Source organism: Pseudooceanicola endophyticus, assembly GCF_018760365.1.
Classification (GTDB): domain Bacteria; phylum Pseudomonadota; class Alphaproteobacteria; order Rhodobacterales; family Rhodobacteraceae; genus Pseudooceanicola; species Pseudooceanicola endophyticus.
The window spans coordinates 197,695-222,336 of sequence record NZ_JAHIAB010000005.1; the positions used below are offsets into that span (position 1 = coordinate 197,695).

Consider the following 24,642-nt stretch of genomic DNA (forward strand, 5'->3'; position numbering starts at 1 on the left):
TGTCCTTTCGGGAAGTCAGGCGTGGGCATGGCCAAGGGCGGCACGCGCCCGGGCCAGAGAGGCGGCTTCGGCCTCGGCGTAACGCTGGTGCAGGTCGATGACAGGGGCGCCCAGATCGGCTTCGAAACGGGCGCGGTTGGGGTTGGCGGCAAAGGCCTGGGTGGCCTCGTCGCCAAGGTTCGACTGGAAGATCCCGGCGGCGGAGACCGGCAGGAAATCCTCGTAGGTGATCGGATCGGCGCGCAGGACCCCGGCGGCCACCAGAGCGGCGGCATCGCGGGACAGGTCGCTGGCCGAGGCGGCCTTGCCGGTGGGGCTGTAGCGGAAATAGCCCAGCCCCTCGGTGCGCAGGGTGTCGGGATCATCGGGGAAATCGGCGAAGATGGCCGAGAGCGTCTCCCGGTAGGCGGCGGCGTTGGAGCCATCGGCGGCGGGGCGCACGATCTCGCGCGTGCGGGCCAGCAGCCGGTCATAGAGCGCCTGACCCTTGGGGGTCAGCGCCAGGCCGCGCTGCTCGATCTCGCCGAAGCGGGCGGTGTGGTGGCCGGCGACGGTGGTCACCCCGTCGGTGTAGGAAACCGGCTCTTCCAGCGCCTTGAAGGAGGTCTGGCGCAACAGGATCGGCACGCGGCGGGCCGGCGGCCCCTCGATCACCGCCTTGGGGGCGATGCCCCAGTCCGGCATCAGGCGCTGCACCTCGTCGATATCAAGGGTGCGCGGCGTCAGGTGGTTGATATGCGGCCCCTTGAAGGCCACCACATCCGCCACCAGCCGGTGCGCGGCATGGAGGCGCTGGTAAAGCGCATGGCCGACATTGGCCTGCGGGTGCCAGCGGAAGGTTTCCAGCGCGGCGGCCACGAAGGCTTCGGCCCCGGCGGCATCCAGCCCGCCCTGCGCCTCGGCCCGGGCAATCAGCGCCAGGCAGTCGTCGGTGAAGATCCGGCGGGCCTGCAAAACCTCGGCAGCCTCGGCGCGCAGCTGCGCGTCCTCGATCAGGTCGAGCCGCAGCAGAGAGGTGAAGACGCGGAACGGATTGGCGCGCAGCGCGGCATCGTCCAGCGGGCGGAAGGCGGTGGAATGCACCGGCACCCCCGCGACCGACAGGTCGTAATAGCCGACCGGATGCATCCCCATCACGGCAAAGAGGCGGCGCATCGTCGCCAGCTCCTGCGCGGTGCCGAGGCGGATCGCGCCATGGCGTTCCTCGCTGATGCGCTCCAGCTCTCCCAGGTCCCGTAGCCGGGCGGTGGCGGCGGGATCGGCGGCCAGCATCACGTCGTTGACCGCCTGCACCAGCTCCAGCAGGGTGCCGTAGGCGGGCACCTCGTCGCGGTACATCGCCGACATGGCGCGCGAGAACAGCGTGCGGATCGCATTCGGATCAAGGTGGGACATCGGAACCTCCTCGGGGGTATTCTGACGGCAACCCTAGCCCCCTGCCCCGGGCTTGCCCAACGATGGTTCGGACTGACCCCATTCCGGTTTCGCATGGATCCTGCTAAGATCGATGCGCCCAACACATGCCTGTCCGGAGCCGCGATGACCCTGCAACGCCGACACCTGCCCGACATGCGGCTGCTTCAGACCTTCGAGGCCGCCGCCCGGCACGGCAATTTCACCCGCGCCGGAGAGGAGCTGGCGCTGACCCAGAGCGCGGTCAGCCGCCAGGTGCGCGAGCTGGAGGACCAGATCGGCAAGCCGCTGTTCGAACGGGTGCGCGCCCGCGTCGTGCTGACCCGCGCCGCCGAGGCGCTGCTGCCCGAGGTCCAGCGCCTGATGCGCATGGCCGAGACGACGATGCGCCATGCCAGCGCCGGTGCGCAAAGCGAAGGGGTGCTGGCGGTGAACGCCATCCCGACCTTTGCCGAACGCTGGCTGATGCCGCGCCTGCCGGCCTTCCAGGCCCGCGATCCGGGCCTGCGCTTCGACATCTCGACCCGGCCCGGGGTCTTCGACTTTGCCGAAACGCAATGCGACATCGCGATCCATTACGGCCAGCCGATCTGGCCCGGCGCGCAATGCACCTACCTGTGTTCCGAGATCGTCGTGCCGGTGGCGGGCGGCGCGCTGCGCGGGCGTGCCATGGATGCCGCACGGCTGGCCGAGGCCCCGAAGCTGCACCTAAGCGCCCGACCAACCCTCTGGCCGGACTGGTTCGCCCGGCTCGGTCAGCCCCTGCCCGAGGGGCGCGCGGGCCATTGGGTCGATCAGTTCTCGCTTGCGATCGAGGCGGTGAAGGGCGGCATGGGCTATGCGCTGCTGCCGCTCTACCTGATCGAGGGAGAGATCGCCTCGGGCGCGTTGGAGGTGGTGATGGATGTGCCACATTCCACCGACATGGCCTATTACCTCGCGATCCCCGAGGGGCGCGAGGACAAGGTGGCGGGGTTCCGGGACTGGCTGATCTCTCAGGTGTCGTTCCGGCCCCGGGCGGCGGGCTGAGGGAGGGGCCCGAAGGCCCCCGCCTCATTCGGCAGCGGGGGGCAGGCTTTCGGGCCTGGCCATCCATTCCCTCCCGCGCAGCATGGCCTGCCAGTAGATCGGCGGCAGCAGCTTCTCCTTCAGCAGCCAGGCGGCGCGGGTCGGACGGGTGCCATCGACCAGCCATTTCGGGAAGGAGGGTTTCAGCACCCCGCCATAGCCGAATTCCGCCAGCACGATCTTGCCGCGCTCGACCGTCAGCGGACAGGAGCCGTAGCCGTCATATTGCGCCACGGCACCCCGCCCGGCGATATCGGCCAGCAGGTTTTCCGCCACCGTGGGCGCCTGCTTGCGCGCCGCCGCCGCCGTCTTGGCATTGGGGGCATTCATCACGTCGCCGAGGCTCCAGATATTGTCGAACTGCCTGTGGCGCAGGGTGGCCTGATCCACATCGACCCAGCCCGCCGCATCCGCCAGCGGCGAGACGCGGATGAAATCCGGCGCGCTCTGCGGCGGTACGACATGGATCATGTCGAAGTCGGTGGTCAGGGTGTGCACCTCCTCGTTGGGGGGGCTGACGCGGAAGGTCGCCTTACGCGCCGGCCCGTCGATGGCGGTCAGCGTATGGAAGAAGTTCAGCGTGGCGTCGTATCTTTCCACGTATTCCATCAGCGCCGGCACGTAGTCCTTCACCCCGAAGAGCACGCCGCCCGCGTTCATGAACTGGATGTCGATATCCTTCAGCACGCCGCGCCGCAGCCAGGCATCGCCCGAGAGATACATCGCCTTCTGCGGCGCCCCGGCGCATTTGATGGGCATCGGCGGCTGGGTGAACACCGCCCGCCCCCCACGCATCCCCGAGACCAGCTGCCAGGTATAGGGCGCAAGGTCGTAGCGGTAGTTCGAGGTCACGCCGTTGCGGCCCAGCGTCTCTTCCAGCCCCTCGATTGCCGACCAGTCCAGCTTCAGCCCCGGCGCCACCACGAGGCGACCGTATTTCACCACCCGGCAGCCGTCCAGGATGATGGCGTTGTTCTGCGGCTCGAAGGCCGCGACGGCGGCCTTGATCCAGGTGACGCCGCGCGGGATCAGGCTGCCCATGGTCTTGGCGGTCTGGCGGGCCTCGAAGATGCCGCCGCCGACCATGGTCCAGCCGGGCTGGTAATAGTGGATGTCGGCCGGGTCGATCAGCGCGATCTCCAGATCGGGCGCGCGCGCCTTCAGGCTGGCCGCGACGGCGATGCCCCCCGCCCCGGCGCCGACGATCACCACCGCGTAATGGGCATCGCCCGTATCCGTGGGGGTCTTGCCGCCATTGGCGATGCGGCGGACCACGCCGCTCATGTCGTAGCCGGCGGCGCGGGCTTTCGAGAGGATCTCGGGCAAGGGGCGGCGCCCGGCCTGGGAGAGGGACCACAGGGTCGTCGAACGCGTGCCGGTGCGGCAATAGGCGAAGACCGGCTTCGGCAGACGCTCAAGGGCGGCGCCGAAATCCTGCGCGGTCTGATCGCTGACCAGCCCCGGTGTCACCGGCAGATAGAGGAATTCCAGCCCGGCGGCCTCGGCCTCCCGGGCGATTTCCTCGTGGGTGGGCTGATCCGCCCCTTCCGCATCGGGCCGGTTGCAGATGATGGCCCGGACCCCGTCCTGCGCCAGAACGCGCACGTCCTCGCCACGGATCTGCGGCCCCACGCTCAGGCCGCTCTCGATGTCATGTCTTTCCATGATGTTTCCTCCCTCAGGCAGAAAGAAAAGGTCGGGCGGGTCCGCAAGGGGCCCGCCCGGGGCGGTTCAGGATCGCTCAGAGGCCGTTTACCGGCACTTTCAGATAGCGTTTCCCATCGGCTTCGGCGGGGGGCAGCTCTCCGCCGCGCATGTTCACCTGAAGCGAGGGGATGATCAGCTTCGGCATGTCGAGCGTCCCGTCCCGCTCGGTGCGGAACTTGACGAAGTCTTCCTTGCTCTTGCCTTCGCCGACATGGATGTTGTGGGCCTTTTCCTCGGCCACGGTGGTTTCCCAGCGGATCTCGCGGCCATTGGGGCCGTAGTCGTGGCACATGAACAGCCGCGTGTCGTCGGGCAGCGCCAACACCTTCTGGATCGAGTCATACAGCACCGCCGCATCGCCGCCGGGGAAATCCGCGCGGGCCGATCCGCCATCGGGCATGAACAGCGTGTCGCCGACGAAGGCCGCATCGCCAATGACATGGGTCATGCAGGCGGGGGTGTGCCCCGGCGTGTGAATCGCCCGCGCCCGCAGCCCGCCGATGGTATAGGTATCGCCATCCTCGAACAGCCGGTCGAACTGGCTGCCATCGCGCTGGAACTCGGTCCCCTCGTTGAAGACCTTGCCGAAAGTGTCCTGCACCACGGTGATCTTCGCACCGATGCCCAGCTTGCCGCCCAGCTTCTTCTGGATGTAGGGCGCGGCAGAGAGGTGATCGGCATGGACATGGGTCTCGATCAGCCATTCCAGCTTCAGCCCGTTGTCGCGGACATGGGCGATCATCCGGTCGGCGTGATCATAGGTGATCCGCCCGGCGGCGTAATCGATATCCATGACGGAATCGATGATCGCGCAGGCGTCCGAGTCCGGGTCCTTCACGACATAGGAAATGGTGTTCGTGGCCTCATCGAAGAAGCCGGTGACGATCGGGGTCTGGGACTGAGCGTGCATGTCGCGTCCTCCTGAAAACGTGTCCGGAGGTGTTCTGGCACGAGTCGCCCCGCCGCGACGGTGACTAGGTCACCCAGGGGCGGGATTTGCCTCGTCCTGCAGAAAATAGCGGGTCGAACGCCCCCCGGCCTCGCTTCGGCGCAGCACGCCGCGGCGTTCCAGATCGGCCAGGTCCCGGGTCGCCGTCGCCGCCGAAACCCCGGCGATCCGCCCGTAGGGGCCGGCGCTCAGTCCCTGCGCCAGCCGCTCCTCGCCTTCCGCGAAAAGCCGGCGCAACACCCGGTCCGCGCGCACCGGCAGATCCGCATGGCGGCTGAAGAAAGCATTGCGGCGCACCAGGAATCGCGCCTCTGCCTCGGCCAGAGAGACTCCGGCCAGGATCCGTTCCAGCAGCCAGCAGACGAAGGGCGTGGCATCCAGCCGGTCGCCGACGATCCGCCGCCCGGCCTGGAGGGCCGCGTAATAGCCCCGCTTGTCGGCCTCGATCTGGCGCGACAGCGAGAACGGCAGGGCCCCCTCCCCTGCCCCGGCCCCGCTGCGGGCAAAGACATGCTCGATGATCGCCCGCCCGATCCGGCCATTGCCGTCCGAGAAGGGATGGATGGATTCGAACCACAGATGCGCCAGCGCGGCCCGGATCGGAGCCGGATGGCGATCCTGGGCCAGCCAGTCCAGGAACCGCGTCATTTCCTGTGCCACGCGGATCGGCGGCGGCGCGACATAGAGGACATCCTCTCGCCGGCCCGTGGCGCCGCGGACGATCTCCATCGGGAAGGTGCGCCAGCGGCCCCGATCCTCGACCTCGATGCCGTGAAACAGCAGGTCATGCCAGCGCAGCAGCAGGGCCCCGTCCAGCGGCGCCGCCCCGGCACGCGCCTCCAGCATCAGCTCGGCAATGGCATCGGTGCGCCTGAGCAGCGGCCGCTCCGCCCCCCGGTAGGCCAGCGAGGCGACGACCGAGGCCTCGATCTGGTCGGCGGGCAGGCTGGCCCCCTCGATGGCGAAAGACGCCATGGCTTCTCCGGTGACGGCGCGCAAAAAGGCCTCCTGGCGTTCTTCGGCCGAGAGCGCGGCCTGCAGGCCGCCAATGGCCCCGAGGCGCGCGGAAACCCGGGCCAGAAGATCCTCCGTCGCCAGGGGATCGTGGGTAAAGCGGGGCCAGGCGGGACTGTTCCAGATCTGCATGAGGCGATTGATCTCCCCAATCCCCTCAAAAATCAACATCTGATGATGGGATTGGGGCCGCTATTTCCCTCAACCGGGATTCGAATCCGGCGCTGCACCGGCAAGAGGCCCTGGCCCCCTCGGACCGCCCGTCGTGGCCACGAAGCCACAGCGGCGGGGATGGCCCCGGATGTTCCAACCCCAAGAGATTTCGTCACCGATCAGATGAAAATGCCTTTAGCCATTGAATTCAAAACGCTTTTTCATTTGCCGAAAGCCCCTCTCAGGCGCGACGTCAACGCCTTTTTTGCCAAGATCATGGCAGAGACAACTTTGAACCTTCCTGCTGCCGTCACGCATTTTTTGTGGTCTGAGGGGAAAAACGTGTTACACAAGCCAAAAGATAATTCATCGAGGGCAGTATTCATGGCAGTCAGCGGATCAGCCACGCTGGACCGACATGCGAACCTGATCGCGGAACAGCTGGTCCAGCATCGTGACAGGCTTCTGGAACCCAAGAAGGTCAAGGAACTGCGGTCCTTTTCCTTCAAGGAAGCATGCCATTACCTTGGTGTGAAGGAAAATTCCCTGCGTCACACGCTGCGGACCAACGAATCGCTGCCCCAGGGCACGCTGATCCGGGGCACCCGGCGGCATTTCGCGGCGGAAGAAATCCACGCGATCCGCGATCACCTGATCGCCAACGACCGGCTGGAGCCCGAGAACATCACCCGCCGCATGGGCGATGAGCAGACCGTCGTGATCGCCTCGATCAACCTCAAGGGCGGGGTCGGGAAAAGCACGTCGGCCCAGCACCTTGCGCAAGGCCTGGCGATGCGGGGCTACAAGACTCTGGTGATCGACCTGGATGCCCAGGCCAGCCTGACCCAGCTGTTCGGGATCATCCCCGAGCGCGAGCCGGACATGCTGACGCTTTACCACGCGATCCGCTACCATGATGAGGACGACGATGCCGAGGACGCGCCCGTCGATATCCGCAACGTGGTGCGCGGCACGCATATGCCGAACCTCGACCTGATCCCCTGTTCGATGCAGATCATGGAGTTCGAGCACGAGACCGCCGGTCGCGACCAGCGCCGTCACCCGTTCTTCATCCGCATCGAGGAGGCCCTGGCGCCGATCCGCGACGATTACGACGTGATCCTGTTCGACTGCCCGCCGCAAATGTCCTTCGCGGTGATGGCAGCGCTGTTCACCTGCACCTCGTTGCTGGTCACGGTGACCGCCAGCTTCGTCGACGTGATGAGCCTGGGCACCTTCCTCGGCATGACCGGCGAGATGATGTCGGTGATCGAACAGCGCCAGGGGGAGCGCCCCTACGACTGGATCAAGTACCTGATAACCCGGTACAATCCGACCGACCAGCCCTCGGTCCAGGTGGCGGGCTATCTGCGCTCGATCCTGGAGGATTCGGTGATGACCAACGAATTCTACCTTTCCACCGCGATCTCTGACGCTGCCGTTTCCTCGGATTCGATCGTCGAGGTCGACCCCTCGACCTTCCACCGTCAGACCTACCAGCGCGCCTGGGACAGCGTGGCGCGGGTGACGGCGGAACTTGAAGGGCTGATCCACCAAGCCTGGGGACGTGAGTGATGGCGCGTAAGGGTATCCTTTCAAGAAGCCTGGACCGGACGCTTTCCGGCGCCGGCCACAGCGAAAAGCCGGAGGCCGTTCAGGCCCCCTCCCCTGCCCCGGAACGCAACGTCCAGCCGCGCTCCGGCAACCCGACGGTCAAGCGCTTCAAGGAAACCTTCGAGGACCTGCGCAAGGAAACCGTGCAGGAGATCGATACCGCGCGCATCGGCGTCGGTCGCTTCAAGGACCGTTTCGACCCCGGCGCCGAGATCGACGGGCTGGTCGCCTCGATCCGTGAATCCGGACAGCAGATCCCGGTGCTGCTGCGCGCCGCACCCGCAGGTTCGGGCTTCGATTTCGAACCCGTCTACGGGCGGCGCCGGATCGCCGCCTGCCGGCGCATCGGCATCCCCGTGCGCGCCCATGTCTCGGATGTCGACGACGAGGCGATGATCGTCGCCCAGGGCCTTGAGAACGCCGAGCGGCTGGAGAACAGCTTTATCGAGAAATCCGCCTTCATCGTGCAGCTGCGCGAGGCCGGGATCGCCCCCCGGGTCATCGAGCGATCCCTCTCGATCCCTGCGGCGGAGATCAGCCGGATGACCGGCGTGATCCGCGACATCCCCGAGGACCTGGTGACGGCCATCGGCCCCGCCCATGGCGTCGGGCGGCGGCAGTGGGTCAGCCTGGCCTCGGTGGTCAAGAGCATCGACAAGCGCCGCGTGCAGACCGCCCTGAAGGAGATCGAGGACATACCCTCCAGTGCCGAGCGTTTTGCCCGCGTGCTGGCGCGCCTGACCAAGGTCAGCCCCGCGGCGCCGCGCGCGCCCGAGGCGCGCAGCCTTGCCGAGGGACGGCTGCAGGTGACGCGGCGCGGCTCGCATATCGACATGAAGGTTTCCAAGGCCGATCGCGGTTTCCTGGACTGGCTGGCGGATCAGGGAGAGGCCCTGTACCAGCAGTGGAAATCCGAGGGGACTCAGGATAAGTAGCTGAATTTTAAAGAATAAGACCCGGAGAAATGCTGGTCTTGTACCGTGGTACAGGGCCGGATCACCGGACAAACCGGGGCCAGACCCCACCGAGGCAGAGCAAAGGAGGCAGACGCCAGAGCAAAAAGAAACCCCCCGAAAACGGCGTTTCCGAAGGGTCCCTCTTGTCTAGCAACTTGATGGTTACCCGAAAATCAACTCGTTTTCAACACCGATTTCGGTGAACGGTTCCTTTTTGCCGTCTGAAATTGCATGAAAACCATCATGACTGCGGCCAGCCTGGCCGGGGCACGGGAAAGTCGTGTCCAAACTCAGACCGCAGGCTTTGCGCCGGTCCTGCGCCGGGATCTTCTCTGCGCGCTGCGGGACGTGCGCCGTCCCCTTGGCCTTTCGACCGGGGACCTCCTGGTCCTCGATACCCTGCTCAGCTTCCTGCCCTGCAAGGATCCCGCGACCGGTCGCGACGGCCCCGTCCATGCCGGACTGATGACGATCATCTACGCCTCGAACGCGACACTCTGCGCCCGCGCCAACGGCATGGATGAACGTGTCCTGCGCCGGCACGTGGCCCGGCTGGTGTCGCTGGGGCTGCTCTCTCGCCGGGACAGCGCCACCGGCAAGCGCTTTCCCCTGCGCGCCGAGGGCCGGATCCGCAGCGCCTTCGGGCTGGATCTGGCCCCCCTGCTCTGCCGCAGCGCCGAGATCCTCGAGCTGGCCGATACGCGGCGCGCGGAACAGGCCGAGATCCGCGCCCTGCGCGCCGAGGCTCTGGCCCTGCGGGCCGCCCTCCTGAAGACGCCAGAGCGCCTTTCCTGCGACCAGCTCTCGGACCTGGACGCGCTGCGCAACACCCTGCGCCGGAGCAGCCTTGATCTGGGCACGCTGCGGGACATCCTTGACGGGCTGAGCACATTGGCAGCCAGCCAACCGGCCCCCATGACCTCTTCGGTCCCAACGGCCAAGGAGAGCATCGAAACGGAGAAAGAGTCCGCCGCAGACGGACAGAATGTCCGGCACATTGAGACCAAAAAAATAGATACATTTAAAGACCAGCCCATCACGCCGCGCGATGTTCACCGCAGCTGGCAAAGCTGTCCCAATATCGCCAGCTTCTATCCGCAACCGCCAACCAACGACAGTGAACTGACCGAAACGATTTTCAATATTGGGTCCTTCATGGGTTTGAGGACAGAAACGCTTGTCAGCAGCCTGAGTGCACTGGGCTGGCGAAAATGCCTGGTCGCGCTGGAATATCTCATCGAGAAGGCAGACCAGATCCGCAACCCCAACGGCTATCTGAGAAAGATGGTGTCTTCGGCGACCCCCTCCGGAAGACCCGCTTTGGCGGCCGTCTAGGCAAAGCGGAAAATGTTTAGCAAAGGGTCCGGTGCCGGAACCTTGTACCCCGGTACAAAGTGCAAGGCTGTGACCAGTTTTGTACCGGGGTACAAGATCGCATTCAGCGGCGTGAACGCTCACGCGCCATGTTGCCTAGGGTTATGCATTTCCAAGCCTCAAATTGTCCGCGGTACAAAAAAGCCCCGCCGAAACCGGCAGGGCTGGGCCTTCGGACCTGTTCGAGATCACACGGGAGGCAGTCCGAAAAGAGCTTCCGGGTTTCGCACCAGCGCCAGCTCCCGCTGATCCGCATCCAGCCATCCCAGGACCGTGTCCGTCAGTGACCGGTCATCGGGATAGTCCGCTTCGGTCTTCGCCAGGTTATGAGGCCAGTTGGTGCCCCAGATCAGGCGCTCCGGTGCATGGCTTGCCATCTCGCGGGTCACGGCAGCAATATCAGCATAGTCGGGACCGCCGGACAGGGAACTCTCGTAGCAGCCGGCAAGCTTGAACCAGCAGCTCCCCCGGTCCACCAGGCGCTTGACCGCGGCGATTTCCGGACCTTCGGGCAGGGCGCCCCGAAAGAACTTGCCATGGTGATCGAGGATCCAGCGCGACTTCAGCCGCGACAGGCGGGCCTCGTGCTCGAGGATGTCCGAGCCGTCGAACTGCACCGCCAGGACCCAGCCATGGGCCGCCGTCCGCGAATCGGTCTCCTCCAGCGCAGACAGGCCGATAGCCCCGCCGGGCAGGTCCATGAGGCGCGCTCCGACAACGCCGGCATCGGAGAGCCGCAGCATCTCCCTGTCCGTGGTTTCAGGGGTGATAACAGCGACACCCCGGGCAATTTCCCCAAGATTATTGAGGGATGCCAGAAGGTTACTGTTGTCTGCCTGTTGTGCATTACCCTGTGTGACGATCGTGCGCGCGATGCCCAGCCAGCCCATGAGCTGGCGATACATGTCCGGGTCGGGCAGGGGAGGGGCCGGGTTCGACGGGCCGCCGGGCAGGGCAGGGAAGCCCGGAAGGTAGACGTGACACTGGCAGTCCACAGCGCCCTTCGGCAGGGCAATGCGGGGCGCCGGGCCGGTGACGGGACGGTGCATCAAAGGTCCTTTCAGTCGCGGGGAGCAAAGGCGGCAAGGGCGTCGCGGTCGATCTCGATCCCGAGGCCGGGACCGTCGGGAATGGCGACCACGCCGTTCACGTGGTCGATGGGGCGGGTCACCACGGCCTGCCGGAACGGGTTGTGGGTGCGGTCGAATTCCAGGATCGGCTCGATGGGAGTCACGCGGACCGGGTTCGGAACCTGGGCCGCCATGAACTGCAGCGAGGCCGCGATTTGTACCGCGGTGCCCCAGACATGGGGCACCAGGCGGATGTTGTGCAGCGCGGCCATGTCGGCGATCCGCTTCATCTCGGAGAAACCGCCGGTGCCGCAAAGATCGGGTTGCAGGATGTCGACGCAGCGGGTCTCGACGGGTTCGCGCATCGCCCAACGACCCTGCCAGGTCTCGCCGCCGGCGATGGGGATGGGCTGGGCGCGGCGCAGCTCCCGGTAGGCCGAGAGGTGCTCGGGTGTCACCGGCTCTTCGAACCAGTCGATGTCATACTCGGCCGCGGCGCGGCCCAGGCGGATCGCTTCCTGCGTGTCGTAGCCGTGGTTGCCGTCGATCATCAGTCGCATCTGCGGACCCATGGCGTCGCGCACCGCGCGGATCACCTCCAGATCCTCGGCGACGCCGAAGCCGATCTTGATCTTGGCGGCGTGGAACCCGGCGGCACGATGGGCGGCGACCTCGGTCGCGTTGTCCTCGATCCGGTCGACGCCGTCGCGCTTGAAGGCGCCGGTGGCATAGGCCTTCACGCTGTCGCGGAACCGCCCCCCGAGCAGGGTAGAGACCGGGACGCCGAAATGCTTGCCCTTGATGTCCCAGAGCGCGACGTCGATCCCCGAAAGCGCAGTGATCGTCAGCCCGCGCTGCCCTTGGTCGCGCAGCGCATTGTAGAGAACCGCCCAGATCTTCTCGGTCTCCAGAGGGTCCATGCCGACCAGCCAGCCGGCATAGGCCTCCACCACCGCGCGGTTGGGCTTTGCCGGGCCGAGGCATTCGCCCCAGCCCGTGGTGCCGTCGTCGCAGATCACCTCGACCAGCAGATGCTGGCGGCGGTCGAAGCGCATGGAGGCGCTCTGGAAGGGGACCTCCAGGCGGTGCTCCAGCAGGTGGGTGCGGATATGCGCGATCTTCATCGCTTGTAGGGGGCGATCAGGTCTTCCATCATGCCCATCTCCTCGGGGGTCAGATCGGTCAGGGGCGAGCGCACGGGGCCCGCGTCGAAGCCCTGCAGCCGGACACCGGCCTTGATGGCCGAGACCGCGTAGCCCTTGGAGCGGTTGCGGATCGCCATGAAGGGATAGAAGAAGTCCAGCAGGATTTCCTCGCAACGGGCGCGGTTGCCGCCGCGCAGGGCGTCGTAGAATTCGATCGCGAGGCCCGGGACAAAGTTGAACACGGCCGAGCTGTAGGTGGTGAAACCGGCGCCCAGGTAGGCTTCGGCGAAAAGCTCGGCGGTGGGCATGCCGCCCAGATAGGTCAGCCGGTCGCCCATCTTGGCGGTGACGTGACGCACCAGACCGATGTCGCCCGAGCCGTCCTTGAAACCCACCAGGTTGGGGCAGGCGTCGCAGAGGCGCGCCAGCGTATCGGGTTGCAGGATCGAGTTGTCGCGGTTGTAGACCATCACGCCGATGCCGATGCTGTCGCAGACCTTCTTCACATGAGCGTAAAGGCCTTCCTGCGGTGCGTCGATCAGGTAATGCGGGATCAGCAGGATGCCGTCGGCGCCGGCCTTCTCGGCGGCGCGGGCGATATCCACGGCGATCTCGGTGCCGTAGCCGCAGCCCGAGACGATGGGCACGTCGCCGGAGACGGCCTTGGCGGCGGCGACGATCTCGGGGATCTCCGAGGGTTTCAGGGAAAAGAACTCTCCGGTGCCGCCGGCGGCGAAGAGCGTCGCCGCCGGGAAGCCCGACAGCCAGCCCACGTGGTCTTCGTAGACCGCGCGGTTGAAGCTGCCGTCGGCGCCGAAGGGCGTCACGGGGAAGGAAAGCAGGCCTGATCCCAGGGCGGATTTCAGGGCGGTCGGGTCCATGTCCGGGCTCCACTTGTTGCGTGTAGCCCGAGTTAGCCGACCTGACCGACAGGTGTCAATAAGTTGTATGATAAGTTGGCGCGGAAGGTCCGGTCAGCTGCGCAGCAGGCTGCGGTAACGCTCGCGCGATCCTTGCAGATGATCGCGCATTGCGGCCCGGGCGGCCTCTGGATCGCGGGCGCTGATGGCATCGGCAATGGCGCGGTGCTCCCCCGAGATCAGGGCGATGTAGCTGTCGGGGCTGCGTTGCGTGCCGCCTTCGCGCAGCATGTTGCGGGGGATGATGTTCAGCCCCAGCACTTCCAGGAATTCCCGGAACCGGGGGTTGTTGGTGGCATCGGCCACTGCGAGGTGAAAGCGCAGGTCGGCATCGGTGGTGCTTTCGCCGGCTTCGGCGCGGCGGCGGACCTCCTGTTCGGCCTCGTAGATCTCTTCTTCCTGGGCCGGGGAAACCCGGGTCGCGGCCAGGGCGGCGGCCTCTGTTTCCACGGCGATCCGAAGCTCAAGCATCTCTACAATAGAGGAAACCTTGGCCGTATCGACGATCTGGAAGGGGCGGGGCGCTTCGGCGCTTTTTTCCAGAACGAAGACGCCGGCGCCCTGTCGCGGCTCGACCAGACCGTCGGCGCGCAGGGTCGCGATGGCCTCGCGGACCACGGTGCGCGAGACCGAGAAGGCATCGGTCAGCTGCGCCTCCGAAGGCAGCTTGTCGCCGGGCTGGAAGCTGCCGCCGTCGATCTGGTCCCGAAGCGCGGAGACGAGGTTTGCCACCAGGTTGCGTCTGGGCGCTGCCGCCAGTTTGCCGGTTTTCATCTCTGCCATGCCTTGCTCCTTCAGTCCCGACCATAAGCGGGGCCGCGGCGGGAATGTCAAATCTGTCTCCAACATATCAGACAGGTTGACAATGTGTAAGATGATTCATCATATGGGGCGCGTCGGCGGCCCTGTTCGCCGCCAAACCAGGGAGGAGACTGGAATGAAAATCGCAACTGTCGCGCTGTGTGGCGCGCTGGCGGCCCTGATCGCGGCCCCGGTGGCCGCGAAGGACTGGCGGGGCTGGAACATCCACCCCGAGGGCTATCCCAACACCATCGCGCTGGAGGACTTTGCCAAGGAGGTGGCAGAGAAGACCGACGGGCGCATCAAGCCCACGGTCTACAACAACGCGGTTCTGGGCGATCAGCCCGACGCGATCGAGCAGGTCCGCAACGGCGGCCTCGATTTCGCCAACTTCAACATGGGTCCGATGGGCCAGATCGTCCCCGAGACCAACGTGCTGTCGCTGCCCTTCATCTTCAAGGATGTCGAGCACATGCACCGCGTCATGGACGGCCCCATCGGGCAGGAGTTCTCGGATGCGCTCTCGAGTGCGGGTCTGGTGGCGCTCAGCTGGTTCGACAGCGGGTCGCGCAGCTTCTACAACACCAAGCACCCGATCGAGACGCCCGCCGACATGAAAGGGCTGAAGTTCCGGGTGATGAACAACGATCTCTACGTGAACATGGTCGATGCGCTTGGCGGCAACGCCACCCCGATGGCCTATTCCGAGGTCTACCAGTCCCTGAAGACCGGGGTGATCGATGGGGCCGAGAACAACTATCCCTCCTTCGACAGCTCGAACCACTACGAGGTGGCCAAGTACTATTCCGTCACCAACCACCTGATCATCCCGGAATGCATCTGCATTTCCAAGGCGACCTGGGATGCCACGCCCGAGGCCGACCAGGAGATCGTGAAGACCGCGGCGATCAATGCCGCGAAGGAGCAGCGCGCGCTCTGGGCCAAGCGTTCGGAGGCCAGCAAGGAAGAGGTCGAGGCGGCGGGCGTGAAGGTCAACCAGGTCAAGGACCCGGCGGCCTTCCAGGCGGCGATGAAGCCGGTCTACGCCAACTTCCTGGCCGAGAACCCTGAGCTGAAGCCGCTGGTCGAGGCGATCCAGACCACGGAGTGAACTGCGCCCGGTCCGCGGGAGGCGGGCCGGGTTTACCCTGGGAGGAGGGGACGCAATGACGGAAACTTTGCAGGCGGGGCAGGGCAGGGGGCCCGTGTTCCGGGTGCTGGACCTGCTGGCGCGGGCCTGCATGCTGGTGGCGGGCGTACAGCTTGTCACGCTGATCGCGATCTTCGGCTGGCTGGTCTTCGGGCGCTACGTGCTGAACGACACGCCGACCTGGGTCGAACAGGCGGCCCTTGTGCTGGTGGTCTGGATCACCTTCCTGGGGGGCGCCGCCGGGGTCTGGAACAAGGCCCATCTCTCGATCGACTTCGTACGAGAGATGATGCCGCCGGTGATCCGCAATCCGCTGCGCTGGCTGGCCGTTCTGGGGGTGATCCTTTTCGGCTGCTACCTGGGCTGGCAGGGCTGGGTGCTGGCCGACAAGACCTGGGCGCGCCGCATCCCGATGCTGGGCATTGCCGAGGGCTGGCGTGCGGTGCCGATGGCCATCTGCGGCGCGCTGAGCGTCGTGTTTTCCCTCTATCACCTCGCGGCGCTGGCGCGCGGCGAAGACATCATGGAGGCGTGAATGGGCCTTGCGATCCTTTTCGGCACCTTCTTCCTCGCACTGATCTCGGGGATGCCGGTGGCCTTCGCCCTGGGGCTGGCGACGGTGGCGGGCTTCCTGCACGAGGGGCTGCCGATGTTCATCGGTTTCCAGAGGGTGCTTTCGGGCATCTCGGTCTTCTCGCTGCTGGCGATCCCCTTCTTCATCTTCGCGGGCGACCTGATGATGCAGGGGGGCATTGCCGCGCGGCTGGTACGGCTGGCCGCCAGCGCCGTCGGGCGCAGCAAGGGGGGCCTGGGCGTCGTCAACGTGGCGTCTTCGATGCTGTTCGGCGGCATCTCGGGCTCGGCCGTGGCGGATACCTCGGCGCTTGGCTCCATCCTGATGCCGGTGATGAAGGAAAAGGGCTATGACGCGGATTATGCCGTCAACGTCACGGTCACGTCCTCGGTCGCGGGGGTGGTGATCCCGCCCAGCCACAACATGATCCTCTACGCGGTGGCCGCCGGCGGCGTCTCGGTCAGCCAGCTGTTCGTTGCCGGGGTGATCCCGGGCGTGCTGATGTGCCTGTGCCTGGGCTTCGTCGCCTGGCTGATCGCGGTGCGGCGCGGCTACCCGTCCGAGGCCTTTCCGGGCTGGCGTGCCCTGCTGATCAGCTTCGTTGCCGCGCTGCCGGGGCTGATGACGGCGGTGATCATCGTGGGCGGCGTGCTGTCCGGCGTGATGACCGTCACCGAAAGCGGCGCCTTCGGGGCGATCTGGGCGCTGGTCGTGACCCTTTTCGTCTACCGGGAGCTGACCTGGATCCGCTTCTGCCGGGCGGTGGCGGGCGCGGTGCGCACCACGGCGCTGGTGATGCTGCTGGTCGCGACGGCCTCCTCCTTCGCCTATCTGCTGGCGCTCTACCGGGTGCCGGAGACGCTGGCGACCACGATGACCCATATCTCGGACAACCCGATTGTCATCCTGCTGCTGCTCAACCTGACGCTGCTGGTGCTGGGGATGATCATGGACATGGCGGCGCTGATCCTGATCTGCACCCCGATCTTCCTGCCCGTGGTCACCCAGATCGGCATGGACCCGGTGCAGTTCGGGGTGATCATGATGATGAACCTCGGCCTTGGGCTGTGCACGCCGCCGGTGGGGGCCTGCCTGTTCGTCGGCTGCGTCGTCGGCGGCATCCGCATCGACCAGGCTGTAAAGACCATCTGGCCCTTCTACCTGGCGATCCTGGTGGCCCTGATGCTGGTGACCTACGTGCCCGCCTTCTCGATGTTCCTGCCGGGACTGTTGCAATAGGAGATTTCCATGACGATGAAACGCCTTCTGATCACCGGGGCAGGGGGGAACCTGGGCCGCATCGCCCGGGCGCGGCTGGGCCACCTGGCCGAGATCCTGCGCCTGTCCGACATCGCCGGGATGGGCCCGGCAGGCCCCGGAGAGGAGGTCATCCCCTGCGATCTGGGCGACCGGGCGGCGGTGGCGGATCTGGTGGCGGGCTGCGACGGGATCCTGCATCTTGGCGGCGTCTCGGTCGAACGGCCCTGGGACGAGATCCAGAATGCCAACATCACCGGCGTCTACAACCTTTACGAGGCGGCGCGCGCCCACGGCATGCCGCGGATCTTCTTTGCCAGCTCGAACCACACCATCGGTTTCTATGAACAGGATCAGGTGCTGGATGTCACCGACCCGATGCGCCCCGACGGCCTGTACGGCGTGTCAAAATGCTTCGGAGAGGGGCTGGCGCGGCTCTATCACGACAAGTTCGGACAGGAGAGCGCGCTGATCCGCATCGGGTCCTGCTTCGAAAAGCCCCGCGACCGCCGGATGCTCGCCACCTGGATGAGCCCGGATGACTTCGTGCGCCTGGTCGAATGCGTCTTCCGGGTGCCGATGCTGGGCTGCCCGGTGATCTGGGGCGTCTCCGACAATGACGAGGGCTGGTGGAACACCGAGACCGCGCGGCTGATCGGCTGGCGCCCGCAGGACAATGCCGAAGACTTCCGCGCCGAGATTGAGGCCGCCGCCCCCCGGCCCGCGCCCGATGCCCCCGAAAGCCGGTTCCAGGGGGGCAAGTTCTGCGCGGAGCCGATCCATCAGGGCTGAGCGCCCGCCCGGGGGGCTGCCGAAAAAAGCGGCGGCCCCTCCGGGAAAGACGACTGCCCGATGCATTTTTCAACGTGACGTGACAAAGCACCGGGGACGCATCGGGCCCGGCCTCCTAGCCTGAGCGCACCGGACCGGGCCTTGGCGGGGCAGGTCGCAGGCCCCTCCCGTCCGACCCGAACCGCGCTGCGGGCCACGCCCCGCTTTCAGGGCAAAGGAGAGGGAAATGTCAGACTTGAACGCCGGTGCCGGAGACGACACCGATCCGCTGAAACCGGTCCTCGGACACGAGAAAAGCTGGGGCTGGTTCGCCATCTTCAACATCTGGGCCAACGACATCCAGTCGCTGGCGGGCTATTCGCTGGTCGCCTCGCTGTTCATCTCTTACGGGGTGGGCGGCTGGACGGCCTTCGCGGCGCTGATCGTCGCCGCGCTGCTGGTGATGTTCCTGGTCAACCTCTCGGGTGCGGCGGGGGAACGCTACGGCATCCCCTATCCGGTGCTGGCGCGCGCCAGCCTCGGGACCTCGGGGGCCAAGCTGCCGGCGGTGTTGCGCGCCGTGGTCGCGGTTTTCTGGTACGGGGTGCAGGTCTATTTCGCCTCGACCGCGCTGACCCTGTTCCTCCATGCGCTGACCGGCGTCGGAAACGGCCCTGTGATCCTGGGCATGCCGCTGCTGGGCTGGGTGTCCTTCCTGATCGTCTGGGCGCTGCACATCTTCATCTTCTGGCGCGGCATGGCCTGGGTCGAGACCTTCCTCAACATCGCCGGGCCCTTCGTCTACGCGGTGATGATCGGCCTGCTGATCGTGCTCTGGGTCAAGTCCGACGGCCAGCTCTGGGGGGCGGCGCAGACCATCTTCGCCAATCCCGACGCCACCTTCGGGACCGAGTTCAAGGGCTTCGTCGCCATCGTCGGCACGATGGTGGCCTATTTCGCCGCGGTGATGATCAACTTCTCGGATTTCTCGCGCTTCGCGAAGGACCGGCGGGCCATGGTGCTGGGCAACCTGGCCGGGCTGCCGTTCAACATGGTGCTGTTCTCGGCGCTGGCGCTGCTGACCACCGCAGGCGCCGCCGTGGTCTACGGAGAGGCGATCATCAACCCCACCGCTATTGTTGAGCGCACCGACAGCGTGGTCCTGAGCCTGATTGCCGCCGTGACCTTCTTTGCCGCGACGGTGGGGATCAACCTGGTGGCCAATTTCATTCCGGCGGTGAACGGCATCGCCAATCTGGCGCCGAAGAAGATCAGTTTCCGCACCGCCGGCATGATCACCTCGGTCTTCGCGCTGGTGATCGGCGGCTTCTGGACCAGTTTCATCAGCAGCTTCGGCATCGCGGGCTTCGTCAACACGCTGGGTGCGATGCTGGCGCCGATCTACGGCATCATGATCGCCGACTACTACGTGCTGCGGAAACAGAAGCTGTTCCGGGATGAACTCTATGAAGCCTCGGGCAGCCGCTATCACTACGGCAATGGCTGGAACGATGCGGCGCTGATCTCCTTCGCGGTGGCGGCGGTGTTCTCGGTCGCGACGGTCTGGGTGCCGGTGCTGGCGTTCCTGTCGGGCTATGCCTGGATCTGCGGCGCCATCCTGGGCGCGCTGTTCTACATGGTGCTGGCGCGTCGTCAGGCCCTGGCGCACCGGGCCGCAGCGGCAGAGTAACCCTTCCCCCGGGATGGCGTGCGGGCGCGGCGCAGGTCGCGCCCGTTGCCGTTTCAGCCCGACACATGGCTCAGCAGCAGGGAGCTTTCGGAATTCACCACGCCGGGGATCTCGCGCAGTTCGCGCAGGGCGCGGTCGAAAGCGGGCAGGCTGTCGGTGCGGATTTCCACCACCAGATCCCAGGCGCCGTTGGTGGAATGCACGGTGCGCACCTCGGGCATCCGGGTCAGCGCGCGAATGACCGCACGGGACATCCGCCCCGTCAGCTCTATCATGGTGATCGCACGGATCTCGCCTTCGACATCGACATCCGTCTCGATCGTGAAGCGCCGGATGCGGCCCGTGGCCTTCAGCACCTCCAGCCGCGCCTTGGCGGTGGTGCGCGACACGCCCGCCCGCTGGGCCAGCTCTGTCAGCGACAGGCGGGCATCCTCGCGCAGGGCGGCGATGATGGCACGGTCGGTGTCGGAAAGCGGTGGGGTCATGTGCGAAGTGTATACCATAGCCGTCATTTTGGCGAAAAATGGTGCCGGTATGATCAATTTGGCAAGCGAAATTTTCAGATCAGACCGTCATCCTGACCGAAAAGGAGTTCCTGATGACCCGAACCTGCGCGATCCTCGGCGTGCCCGTCCAGACCGGCGCCTCGCAACCCGGCTGCCTGATGGGGCCGGCCAGCTTCCGCACGGCGGGGCTGGCGAAGATCCTGTCGGGTCTGGGCTGGGAGGTGCACGACCTGGGCGACCTGGCGATTCCGCCGCAGGCCCCGCTGGCCCATCCCAACCCCGCCGTCCACGACCTGGCCGAGACCCGCGCCTGGATCGAGGCGCTGACGCCCGCGGTCACACAGGCCAAGGCCGCCCATGACCTGCCGGTCTTCCTCGGCGGCGATCACGCCATGGCGGCAGGCACGCTGTCGGGGCTGGCCAGTCACGCGGCTTCGGTCGGGCGGCCGCTTTTCGTGCTCTGGCTCGATGCCCATCCCGATCTCCACACGCTTGAGACCACGGAAAGCGGCAATCTGCACGGCACGCCCATGGCCTATGTCACCGGCCAGCCCGGCTGTGATGCCTATCCGCCGCTGGCCCATGCCATCGACCCGAAAAACGTCTGCATGATGGGCATCCGCTCGGTCGATGCCGCCGAACGCGCGCTGATCCCGCAGATCGGGATCGAGGTGCACGACATGCGCGCCATCGACGAAACCGGGGTGCTGGCCCCGCTGCGCGCCTTCCTGAAACGGGTGCGCGCGGCCAACGGCCTGCTGCATGTCAGCTTCGACGTGGATTTCCTGGACCCCGAGATCGCGCCGGCGGTCGGCACCACCGTGCCCGGCGGCGCCTCCTTCCGCGAGGCGCATCTGATCATGGAAGAGCTCTGCGACAGCGAGCTTGTCACCTCTCTCGACCTGGTCGAGCTCAATCCTTTCCTCGATGAACGCGGGCGCACGGCCAAGCTGATGTGCGACCTGACCGCCAGCCTGTTCGGGCGCCGCGTTCTGGATCGCATCACCCGGAGTTACTGATGATCCCGACCCCCTCCGCGCTGGCCTATGTGCCCTTCGTGTCCGTCGCCAACATGATGCGCCTGGTCCATTCCCTGGGCCCGGAGCACTTTCTGAGCGAACTGGCGGCCTATATCGAGGAGGACTTTCGCCGCTGGCCGGATTTCGACAAGACGCCGCGGATCGCCAGCCATTCCCGCGATGGCGTGATCGAGCTGATGCCGACGGCGGATGCCGAAAGCTACGGCTTCAAATACGTCAACGGCCATCCGAAGAACACCCGGACCGGGCACCAGACGGTGACCGCCTTCGGGGTGCTGTCCTCTGTCGCGACAGGCTATCCGCTGCTGCTGAGCGAGATGACGCTGCTGACGGCGCTGCGCACGGCGGCGACCTCGGCCTTGGTGGGGCGCTACCTGGCGCCGGAGGGGGCGCGGGTCATGGCGCTGATCGGCAACGGCGCGCAATGCGAATTCCAGGCGCTGGCCTTCCGGGCGCTGTGCGGGATTGGCACGCTGCGGCTTTACGATATCGATCCGGGCGCCACCGCGAAGGCCGCGCGCAACCTGCGGGCGCAGGGCTTTGACGTCACCGAATGCCGCGATGCGATCCAGGCGGTCGAGGGGGCGCAGATCATCACCACCTGCACCGCCGACAAGCAGTACGCGACGATCCTGACCGACAACATGGTCGGCGCCGGGGTGCATATCAACGCCATCGGCGGCGACTGCCCCGGCAAGACGGAACTGCACCGCGACATCCTGCTGCGCGCCGACATCTTCGTCGAATACCCCGAGCAGACCCGGATCGAGGGCGAGATCCAGCAGCTTGATCCCGACCACCCGGTGACCGAGCTGTGGCAGGTGATGCGCGGCACGGTCGAGGGGCGCCGCAATGCCCGCCAGATCACCCTGTTCGACAGCGTCGGCTTCGCGACCGAGGATTTCAGCGCCCTGCGCTACGTCGCCGATCAGGTGCGCGGCACCGACTTCCACGAACCGCTTGATCTGATGGCCGATCCCGATGATCCGCGCGATCTGTTCGGGATGCTGATGCGGGCCCGGGACGCCTAGGGCGCGTCCGGGCCAAGCGCCTTGCCCATCAGGGCGTGCAGCTGGCGGCGTTCCTCTGGCGTCAGCTCCGACAGGATCTCGTCCTGAAGGCCCGCCACCACCGGCAGGAAACGTTCGATCAGGGCGCGGCCCTCGGGCGTCAGGGTCAGCACCCGGGCGCGGCGGTCGCGGGGGCTGACCTCGCGCCGCAACAGGGCCTTGCGTTCCAGCCGTTCGACCACGCCGCCGATGGTGGCGCGGTCATAGGCGATCAAGGCGGCCAGCTGGGCCTGGTCGATTCCCTCGTTGCGGCTCAGGGTTTCCAGCGCCGCGAACTGCACCTGGGTCAGCTCCAGCCCGGCCCGCTGGGCCTCGCGCAGGAACACCTGGGTCGAGCGCTGGTGCAGCCGCCGGATCAGGTGCCCCGCCATGCCTTTGATTTCCAAGTGATCCTCCTGCCTGTCCGATCCTTGTCAGGATAGCGGATGCTTCATGATTAGTACACTTACCTTTTTCTTGACTGCAGGTGATAAGCATACTAATGATATGCATACTTTCTAAATGGCGACCTGAGGAGGAGGGACCCATGCACTATCACCTCAACGGATTCCGGCCGGGCGATCCCCGGGTGCAGCCCGCGCTTTCGGGCGAAGCCGGCGCGCTGCCGCCCGAGGTCGACGTGCTGATCGTCGGCTGCGGTCCGGCAGGGCTGACCCTTGCCGCCCAGCTGGCCGCCTTCCCCGAGATCCGCAGCTGCATCGTGGAAAAGAAGACCGGGCCGATGGAAAAGGGCCAGGCGGATGGCGTGTCCTGCCGCTCGATGGAGATGTTCCAGGCCTTCGGCTTTGCCAACCGTGTCAAGGAAGAGGCCTATTGGGTGAACCAGACCACCTTCTGGAAGCCTGCACCGGGGGACCCCGCGCGGATCATCCGCACGGGCCGGGTCCGCGATGTCGAGGAGGGGCTTTCCGAGATGCCCCATGTCATCCTCAACCAGGCGCGGGTGCATGACATGTACCTGGAAGTGATGCGCAACGCTCCCGCCCGCATGGCCCCGTTCTATGACCGGGAGGTCGTGACGCTTGAGGCGACGCCCGAGGGGGCGACGGTGGTGCTGCGCAGTGCCGATGGTTCCCGCCAGGAGACCGTGCGGGCGCGTTACGTGGTGGGCTGCGACGGGGCGCGCAGCACCGTGCGTCAGGCCATCGGGCGCGATCTTCGTGGAGAGTCGGCCAATCAGGCCTGGGGGGTGATGGATATCCTCGCGGTGACCGATTTCCCGGATATCCGCCTGAAGACCCTGATCCAGTCCGAGGACGAGGGCACCATCCTGATCATCCCGCGCGAGGGTGGCTATCTGGTGCGCCTCTATGTCGAGCAGGAGAAGATGCAGCCCGGTGAACGGATCGCCGACCGCGACATCACCTTCGAAAAGCTGGTCGCCAAGGCGCAGCGTATCCTGCATCCCTATACGCTGGAGGTGAAGGACGTGGTCTGGTGGTCGGTCTACCAGATCGGCCAGCGCCTGACCGACAGGTTCGACAATGCCGCGACCGAAGACGGCCCGGCGCCCTCGGTCTTCATCTGCGGCGATGCCTGCCATACCCACAGCCCGAAGGCGGGGCAGGGGATGAATGTCTCGATGGGGGATGGCTTCAACCTGGGCTGGAAGCTGGCGGCGGTGATCCGGGGGCAGGCCGCGCCGGCGCTGCTGCACAGCTATTCGGCGGAACGTCAGGGCGTGGCGCAGGACCTGATCGACTTTGACCGCGAATGGGCCCGCATCATCAGCGAGCGCACCGAGGACAGCGGGGCCGGGGCGCCGCAGTTCCAGAAGTACTTCATCAAGCAGGGGCGCTATACCGCCGGGGTGGCGGTGAAATACGCCCCCGGCCTGCTGACCGGCGATGCGGCACATCAGGCCCTGGCCCGCGGGTTCGAACCGGGGATGCGGCTGCATTCCGCCCCGGTGATCCGTCTGGGCGATGCCCGGGAGATGCAGCTGGGCGAGGTCATCGAGGCCGACGGACGCTGGCGTCTGCTGGCCTTCGCGCCGGGCGGCGATGACGGTGCGCCGGGCGGCCAGATCGCCGCGCTCTGCCGCTACCTTGAAGACGATCCGGCCTCGCCGCTGAACCGGTTCACGCCGGATGGCGCGGATGTGGATGCGCTCTTTGATCTAAGGGCGGTGTTCCAGCAGGGCTGGGAGACGCTGGAGATCACGGCGATGCCCGGGCTTCTGGTGCCGCGCAAGGGCCGCTTCGGCCTGCGCGACTACGAGAAGGTGTTCTGCGCCCGCTTCGGCGACGATATCTTCGGCCTGCGTGGCATCGACCGCGCACGCGGTGCGCTGGTCGTTGTGCGTCCCGACCAGTATATCGCCCGGCTGCTGCCGCTGGATGATCACGCGGGCCTTGCCGCTTATTTCGAAGGCTTCCTGCTGCCGCGCCGCTGAGGGCG

The 24,642-nt window shown here is 66.3% G+C and carries 22 protein-coding genes; 12 read left to right on the top strand and 10 right to left on the bottom strand.

Going from position 1 to position 24,642, the window contains the following annotated elements; translation table 11 throughout:
• Nucleotides 1-15 precede the first annotated feature (15 nt).
• Entirely contained in the window at nucleotides 16-1,395 is a 1,380-nt protein-coding gene (hglS, locus tag KM176_RS10955; RefSeq protein WP_160896008.1) for a 2-oxoadipate dioxygenase/decarboxylase HglS, read from the bottom strand.
• A gap of 144 nt (nucleotides 1,396-1,539) precedes the next feature.
• Between hglS and KM176_RS10960 the strand changes: the two genes are divergently transcribed.
• Nucleotides 1,540-2,442 (top strand): LysR family transcriptional regulator, encoded by a 903-nt coding sequence (locus KM176_RS10960; RefSeq protein ID WP_160896007.1) that lies wholly within the window; start codon nucleotides 1,540-1,542, stop codon nucleotides 2,440-2,442.
• A 24-nt stretch (nucleotides 2,443-2,466) separates the two neighbouring features.
• On the opposite strand, the gene KM176_RS10965 is transcribed toward KM176_RS10960, so the two are convergent.
• From KM176_RS10965 to KM176_RS10975, 3 genes are all read right to left on the bottom strand, one after another.
• Nucleotides 2,467-4,146, bottom strand: a complete 1,680-nt coding sequence (locus tag KM176_RS10965; protein WP_160896006.1) for a bifunctional protein tyrosine phosphatase family protein/NAD(P)/FAD-dependent oxidoreductase — start codon at nucleotides 4,144-4,146, stop codon at nucleotides 2,467-2,469.
• Nucleotides 4,147-4,222: 76 nt separating this feature from the next.
• Nucleotides 4,223-5,098, bottom strand: coding sequence for an MBL fold metallo-hydrolase (locus tag KM176_RS10970; RefSeq protein WP_160896005.1), 876 nt, complete (start codon nucleotides 5,096-5,098; stop codon nucleotides 4,223-4,225).
• 69 nt (nucleotides 5,099-5,167) lie between these two features.
• Nucleotides 5,168-6,283: a Fic family protein gene (locus KM176_RS10975; protein WP_236045275.1), complete on the bottom strand. Its 1,116-nt coding sequence runs from the start codon at nucleotides 6,281-6,283 to the stop codon at nucleotides 5,168-5,170.
• Between the two features lie 405 nt (nucleotides 6,284-6,688).
• Here KM176_RS10975 and repA point away from each other — a divergent pair, with 405 nt between their 5' ends.
• From repA to repC, 3 genes are all read left to right on the top strand, one after another.
• A complete protein-coding gene (gene repA, locus KM176_RS10980; protein ID WP_160896003.1) occupies nucleotides 6,689-7,879 on the top strand; it encodes a plasmid partitioning protein RepA in 1,191 nt (396 codons plus the stop codon).
• Nucleotides 7,879-8,853, top strand: a complete 975-nt coding sequence (gene repB / locus KM176_RS10985) for a plasmid partitioning protein RepB (protein WP_160896002.1) — start codon at nucleotides 7,879-7,881, stop codon at nucleotides 8,851-8,853. The genes repA and repB overlap by 1 nt, the downstream gene beginning before the upstream one ends.
• A 252-nt stretch (nucleotides 8,854-9,105) precedes the next feature.
• Nucleotides 9,106-10,209 (top strand): replication initiation protein RepC, encoded by a 1,104-nt coding sequence (repC, locus tag KM176_RS10990; protein WP_160896001.1) that lies wholly within the window; start codon nucleotides 9,106-9,108, stop codon nucleotides 10,207-10,209.
• A 227-nt stretch (nucleotides 10,210-10,436) separates the two neighbouring features.
• On the opposite strand, the gene KM176_RS10995 is transcribed toward repC, so the two are convergent.
• From KM176_RS10995 to KM176_RS11010, 4 genes are all read right to left on the bottom strand, one after another.
• Nucleotides 10,437-11,297 carry an amidohydrolase family protein gene (locus tag KM176_RS10995; protein WP_202397971.1) on the bottom strand — a complete coding sequence of 287 codons (861 nt, stop codon included), beginning with the start codon at nucleotides 11,295-11,297 and terminating at the stop codon, nucleotides 10,437-10,439.
• 11 nt (nucleotides 11,298-11,308) lie between these two features.
• Nucleotides 11,309-12,442, bottom strand: a complete 1,134-nt coding sequence (locus tag KM176_RS11000; RefSeq protein WP_160895999.1) for a mandelate racemase/muconate lactonizing enzyme family protein — start codon at nucleotides 12,440-12,442, stop codon at nucleotides 11,309-11,311.
• Nucleotides 12,439-13,344 carry a 5-dehydro-4-deoxyglucarate dehydratase gene (gene kdgD / locus KM176_RS11005; protein ID WP_160895998.1) on the bottom strand — a complete coding sequence of 302 codons (906 nt, stop codon included), beginning with the start codon at nucleotides 13,342-13,344 and terminating at the stop codon, nucleotides 12,439-12,441. The genes KM176_RS11000 and kdgD overlap by 4 nt, the downstream gene beginning before the upstream one ends.
• A gap of 93 nt (nucleotides 13,345-13,437) precedes the next feature.
• Nucleotides 13,438-14,166 carry a FadR/GntR family transcriptional regulator gene (locus KM176_RS11010; RefSeq protein WP_236045276.1) on the bottom strand — a complete coding sequence of 243 codons (729 nt, stop codon included), beginning with the start codon at nucleotides 14,164-14,166 and terminating at the stop codon, nucleotides 13,438-13,440.
• 154 nt (nucleotides 14,167-14,320) lie between these two features.
• Here KM176_RS11010 and KM176_RS11015 point away from each other — a divergent pair, with 154 nt between their 5' ends.
• From KM176_RS11015 to KM176_RS11035, 5 genes are all read left to right on the top strand, one after another.
• Nucleotides 14,321-15,295 carry a TRAP transporter substrate-binding protein gene (locus KM176_RS11015; protein ID WP_160895997.1) on the top strand — a complete coding sequence of 325 codons (975 nt, stop codon included), beginning with the start codon at nucleotides 14,321-14,323 and terminating at the stop codon, nucleotides 15,293-15,295.
• 55 nt (nucleotides 15,296-15,350) lie between these two features.
• Complete coding sequence (locus tag KM176_RS11020; RefSeq protein WP_160895996.1) at nucleotides 15,351-15,869, top strand: TRAP transporter small permease; 519 nt, start codon at nucleotides 15,351-15,353, stop codon at nucleotides 15,867-15,869.
• Nucleotides 15,870-17,147, top strand: a complete 1,278-nt coding sequence (locus tag KM176_RS11025) for a TRAP transporter large permease (RefSeq protein ID WP_160895995.1) — start codon at nucleotides 15,870-15,872, stop codon at nucleotides 17,145-17,147.
• A gap of 9 nt (nucleotides 17,148-17,156) precedes the next feature.
• Nucleotides 17,157-17,957 carry an NAD-dependent epimerase/dehydratase family protein gene (locus tag KM176_RS11030; protein WP_236045277.1) on the top strand — a complete coding sequence of 267 codons (801 nt, stop codon included), beginning with the start codon at nucleotides 17,157-17,159 and terminating at the stop codon, nucleotides 17,955-17,957.
• Between the two features lie 226 nt (nucleotides 17,958-18,183).
• Complete coding sequence (locus KM176_RS11035; RefSeq protein ID WP_160895994.1) at nucleotides 18,184-19,626, top strand: NCS1 family nucleobase:cation symporter-1; 1,443 nt, start codon at nucleotides 18,184-18,186, stop codon at nucleotides 19,624-19,626.
• Between the two features lie 53 nt (nucleotides 19,627-19,679).
• On the opposite strand, the gene KM176_RS11040 is transcribed toward KM176_RS11035, so the two are convergent.
• A complete protein-coding gene (locus KM176_RS11040; RefSeq protein WP_236045278.1) occupies nucleotides 19,680-20,129 on the bottom strand; it encodes an Lrp/AsnC family transcriptional regulator in 450 nt (149 codons plus the stop codon).
• 95 nt (nucleotides 20,130-20,224) lie between these two features.
• Here KM176_RS11040 and rocF point away from each other — a divergent pair, with 95 nt between their 5' ends.
• Both rocF and KM176_RS11050 read left to right on the top strand, forming a co-directional pair.
• The gene (gene rocF, locus KM176_RS11045) at nucleotides 20,225-21,151 is read left to right on the top strand and encodes an arginase (RefSeq protein WP_160895993.1); all 927 of its coding nucleotides are present in this window, start codon (nucleotides 20,225-20,227) and stop codon (nucleotides 21,149-21,151) included.
• Nucleotides 21,151-22,203 carry an ornithine cyclodeaminase gene (locus KM176_RS11050; protein WP_202397970.1) on the top strand — a complete coding sequence of 351 codons (1,053 nt, stop codon included), beginning with the start codon at nucleotides 21,151-21,153 and terminating at the stop codon, nucleotides 22,201-22,203. Before rocF ends, KM176_RS11050 begins: the two co-directional genes overlap by 1 nt.
• Here KM176_RS11050 and KM176_RS11055 read toward each other — a convergent pair.
• Nucleotides 22,200-22,628 carry a MarR family winged helix-turn-helix transcriptional regulator gene (locus KM176_RS11055; protein WP_236045279.1) on the bottom strand — a complete coding sequence of 143 codons (429 nt, stop codon included), beginning with the start codon at nucleotides 22,626-22,628 and terminating at the stop codon, nucleotides 22,200-22,202. The genes KM176_RS11050 and KM176_RS11055 overlap by 4 nt on opposite strands.
• 140 nt (nucleotides 22,629-22,768) lie before the next feature.
• Here KM176_RS11055 and KM176_RS11060 point away from each other — a divergent pair, with 140 nt between their 5' ends.
• Entirely contained in the window at nucleotides 22,769-24,637 is a 1,869-nt protein-coding gene (locus KM176_RS11060; RefSeq protein ID WP_160895992.1) for an FAD-binding monooxygenase, read from the top strand.
• Nucleotides 24,638-24,642 lie beyond the last annotated feature (5 nt).

Bases quoted from the DNA above. Each gene is read 5' to 3' on its own strand.
- KM176_RS11040 (WP_236045278.1), bottom strand. From the start codon at position 20,129: ATGGTATACACTTCGCACATGACCCCACCGCTTTCCGACACCGACCGT.
- KM176_RS11050 (WP_202397970.1), top strand. From the start codon at position 21,151: ATGATCCCGACCCCCTCCGCGCTGGCCTATGTGCCCTTCGTGTCCGTC.
- KM176_RS10970 (WP_160896005.1), bottom strand. From the start codon at position 5,098: ATGCACGCTCAGTCCCAGACCCCGATCGTCACCGGCTTCTTCGATGAG.
- hglS (WP_160896008.1), bottom strand. From the start codon at position 1,395: ATGTCCCACCTTGATCCGAATGCGATCCGCACGCTGTTCTCGCGCGCC.
- KM176_RS10965 (WP_160896006.1), bottom strand. From the start codon at position 4,146: ATGGAAAGACATGACATCGAGAGCGGCCTGAGCGTGGGGCCGCAGATC.
- repB (WP_160896002.1), top strand. From the start codon at position 7,879: ATGGCGCGTAAGGGTATCCTTTCAAGAAGCCTGGACCGGACGCTTTCC.
- KM176_RS10975 (WP_236045275.1), bottom strand. From the start codon at position 6,283: ATGCAGATCTGGAACAGTCCCGCCTGGCCCCGCTTTACCCACGATCCC.
- KM176_RS10960 (WP_160896007.1), top strand. From the start codon at position 1,540: ATGACCCTGCAACGCCGACACCTGCCCGACATGCGGCTGCTTCAGACC.
- KM176_RS11030 (WP_236045277.1), top strand. From the start codon at position 17,157: ATGACGATGAAACGCCTTCTGATCACCGGGGCAGGGGGGAACCTGGGC.
- rocF (WP_160895993.1), top strand. From the start codon at position 20,225: ATGACCCGAACCTGCGCGATCCTCGGCGTGCCCGTCCAGACCGGCGCC.
- KM176_RS11035 (WP_160895994.1), top strand. From the start codon at position 18,184: ATGTCAGACTTGAACGCCGGTGCCGGAGACGACACCGATCCGCTGAAA.
- KM176_RS11015 (WP_160895997.1), top strand. From the start codon at position 14,321: ATGAAAATCGCAACTGTCGCGCTGTGTGGCGCGCTGGCGGCCCTGATC.
- KM176_RS11020 (WP_160895996.1), top strand. From the start codon at position 15,351: ATGACGGAAACTTTGCAGGCGGGGCAGGGCAGGGGGCCCGTGTTCCGG.
- KM176_RS11025 (WP_160895995.1), top strand. From the start codon at position 15,870: ATGGGCCTTGCGATCCTTTTCGGCACCTTCTTCCTCGCACTGATCTCG.
- KM176_RS11010 (WP_236045276.1), bottom strand. From the start codon at position 14,166: ATGGCAGAGATGAAAACCGGCAAACTGGCGGCAGCGCCCAGACGCAAC.
- repC (WP_160896001.1), top strand. From the start codon at position 9,106: ATGAAAACCATCATGACTGCGGCCAGCCTGGCCGGGGCACGGGAAAGT.
- KM176_RS10995 (WP_202397971.1), bottom strand. From the start codon at position 11,297: ATGCACCGTCCCGTCACCGGCCCGGCGCCCCGCATTGCCCTGCCGAAG.
- kdgD (WP_160895998.1), bottom strand. From the start codon at position 13,344: ATGGACCCGACCGCCCTGAAATCCGCCCTGGGATCAGGCCTGCTTTCC.
- KM176_RS11060 (WP_160895992.1), top strand. From the start codon at position 22,769: ATGCACTATCACCTCAACGGATTCCGGCCGGGCGATCCCCGGGTGCAG.
- repA (WP_160896003.1), top strand. From the start codon at position 6,689: ATGGCAGTCAGCGGATCAGCCACGCTGGACCGACATGCGAACCTGATC.
- KM176_RS11000 (WP_160895999.1), bottom strand. From the start codon at position 12,442: ATGAAGATCGCGCATATCCGCACCCACCTGCTGGAGCACCGCCTGGAG.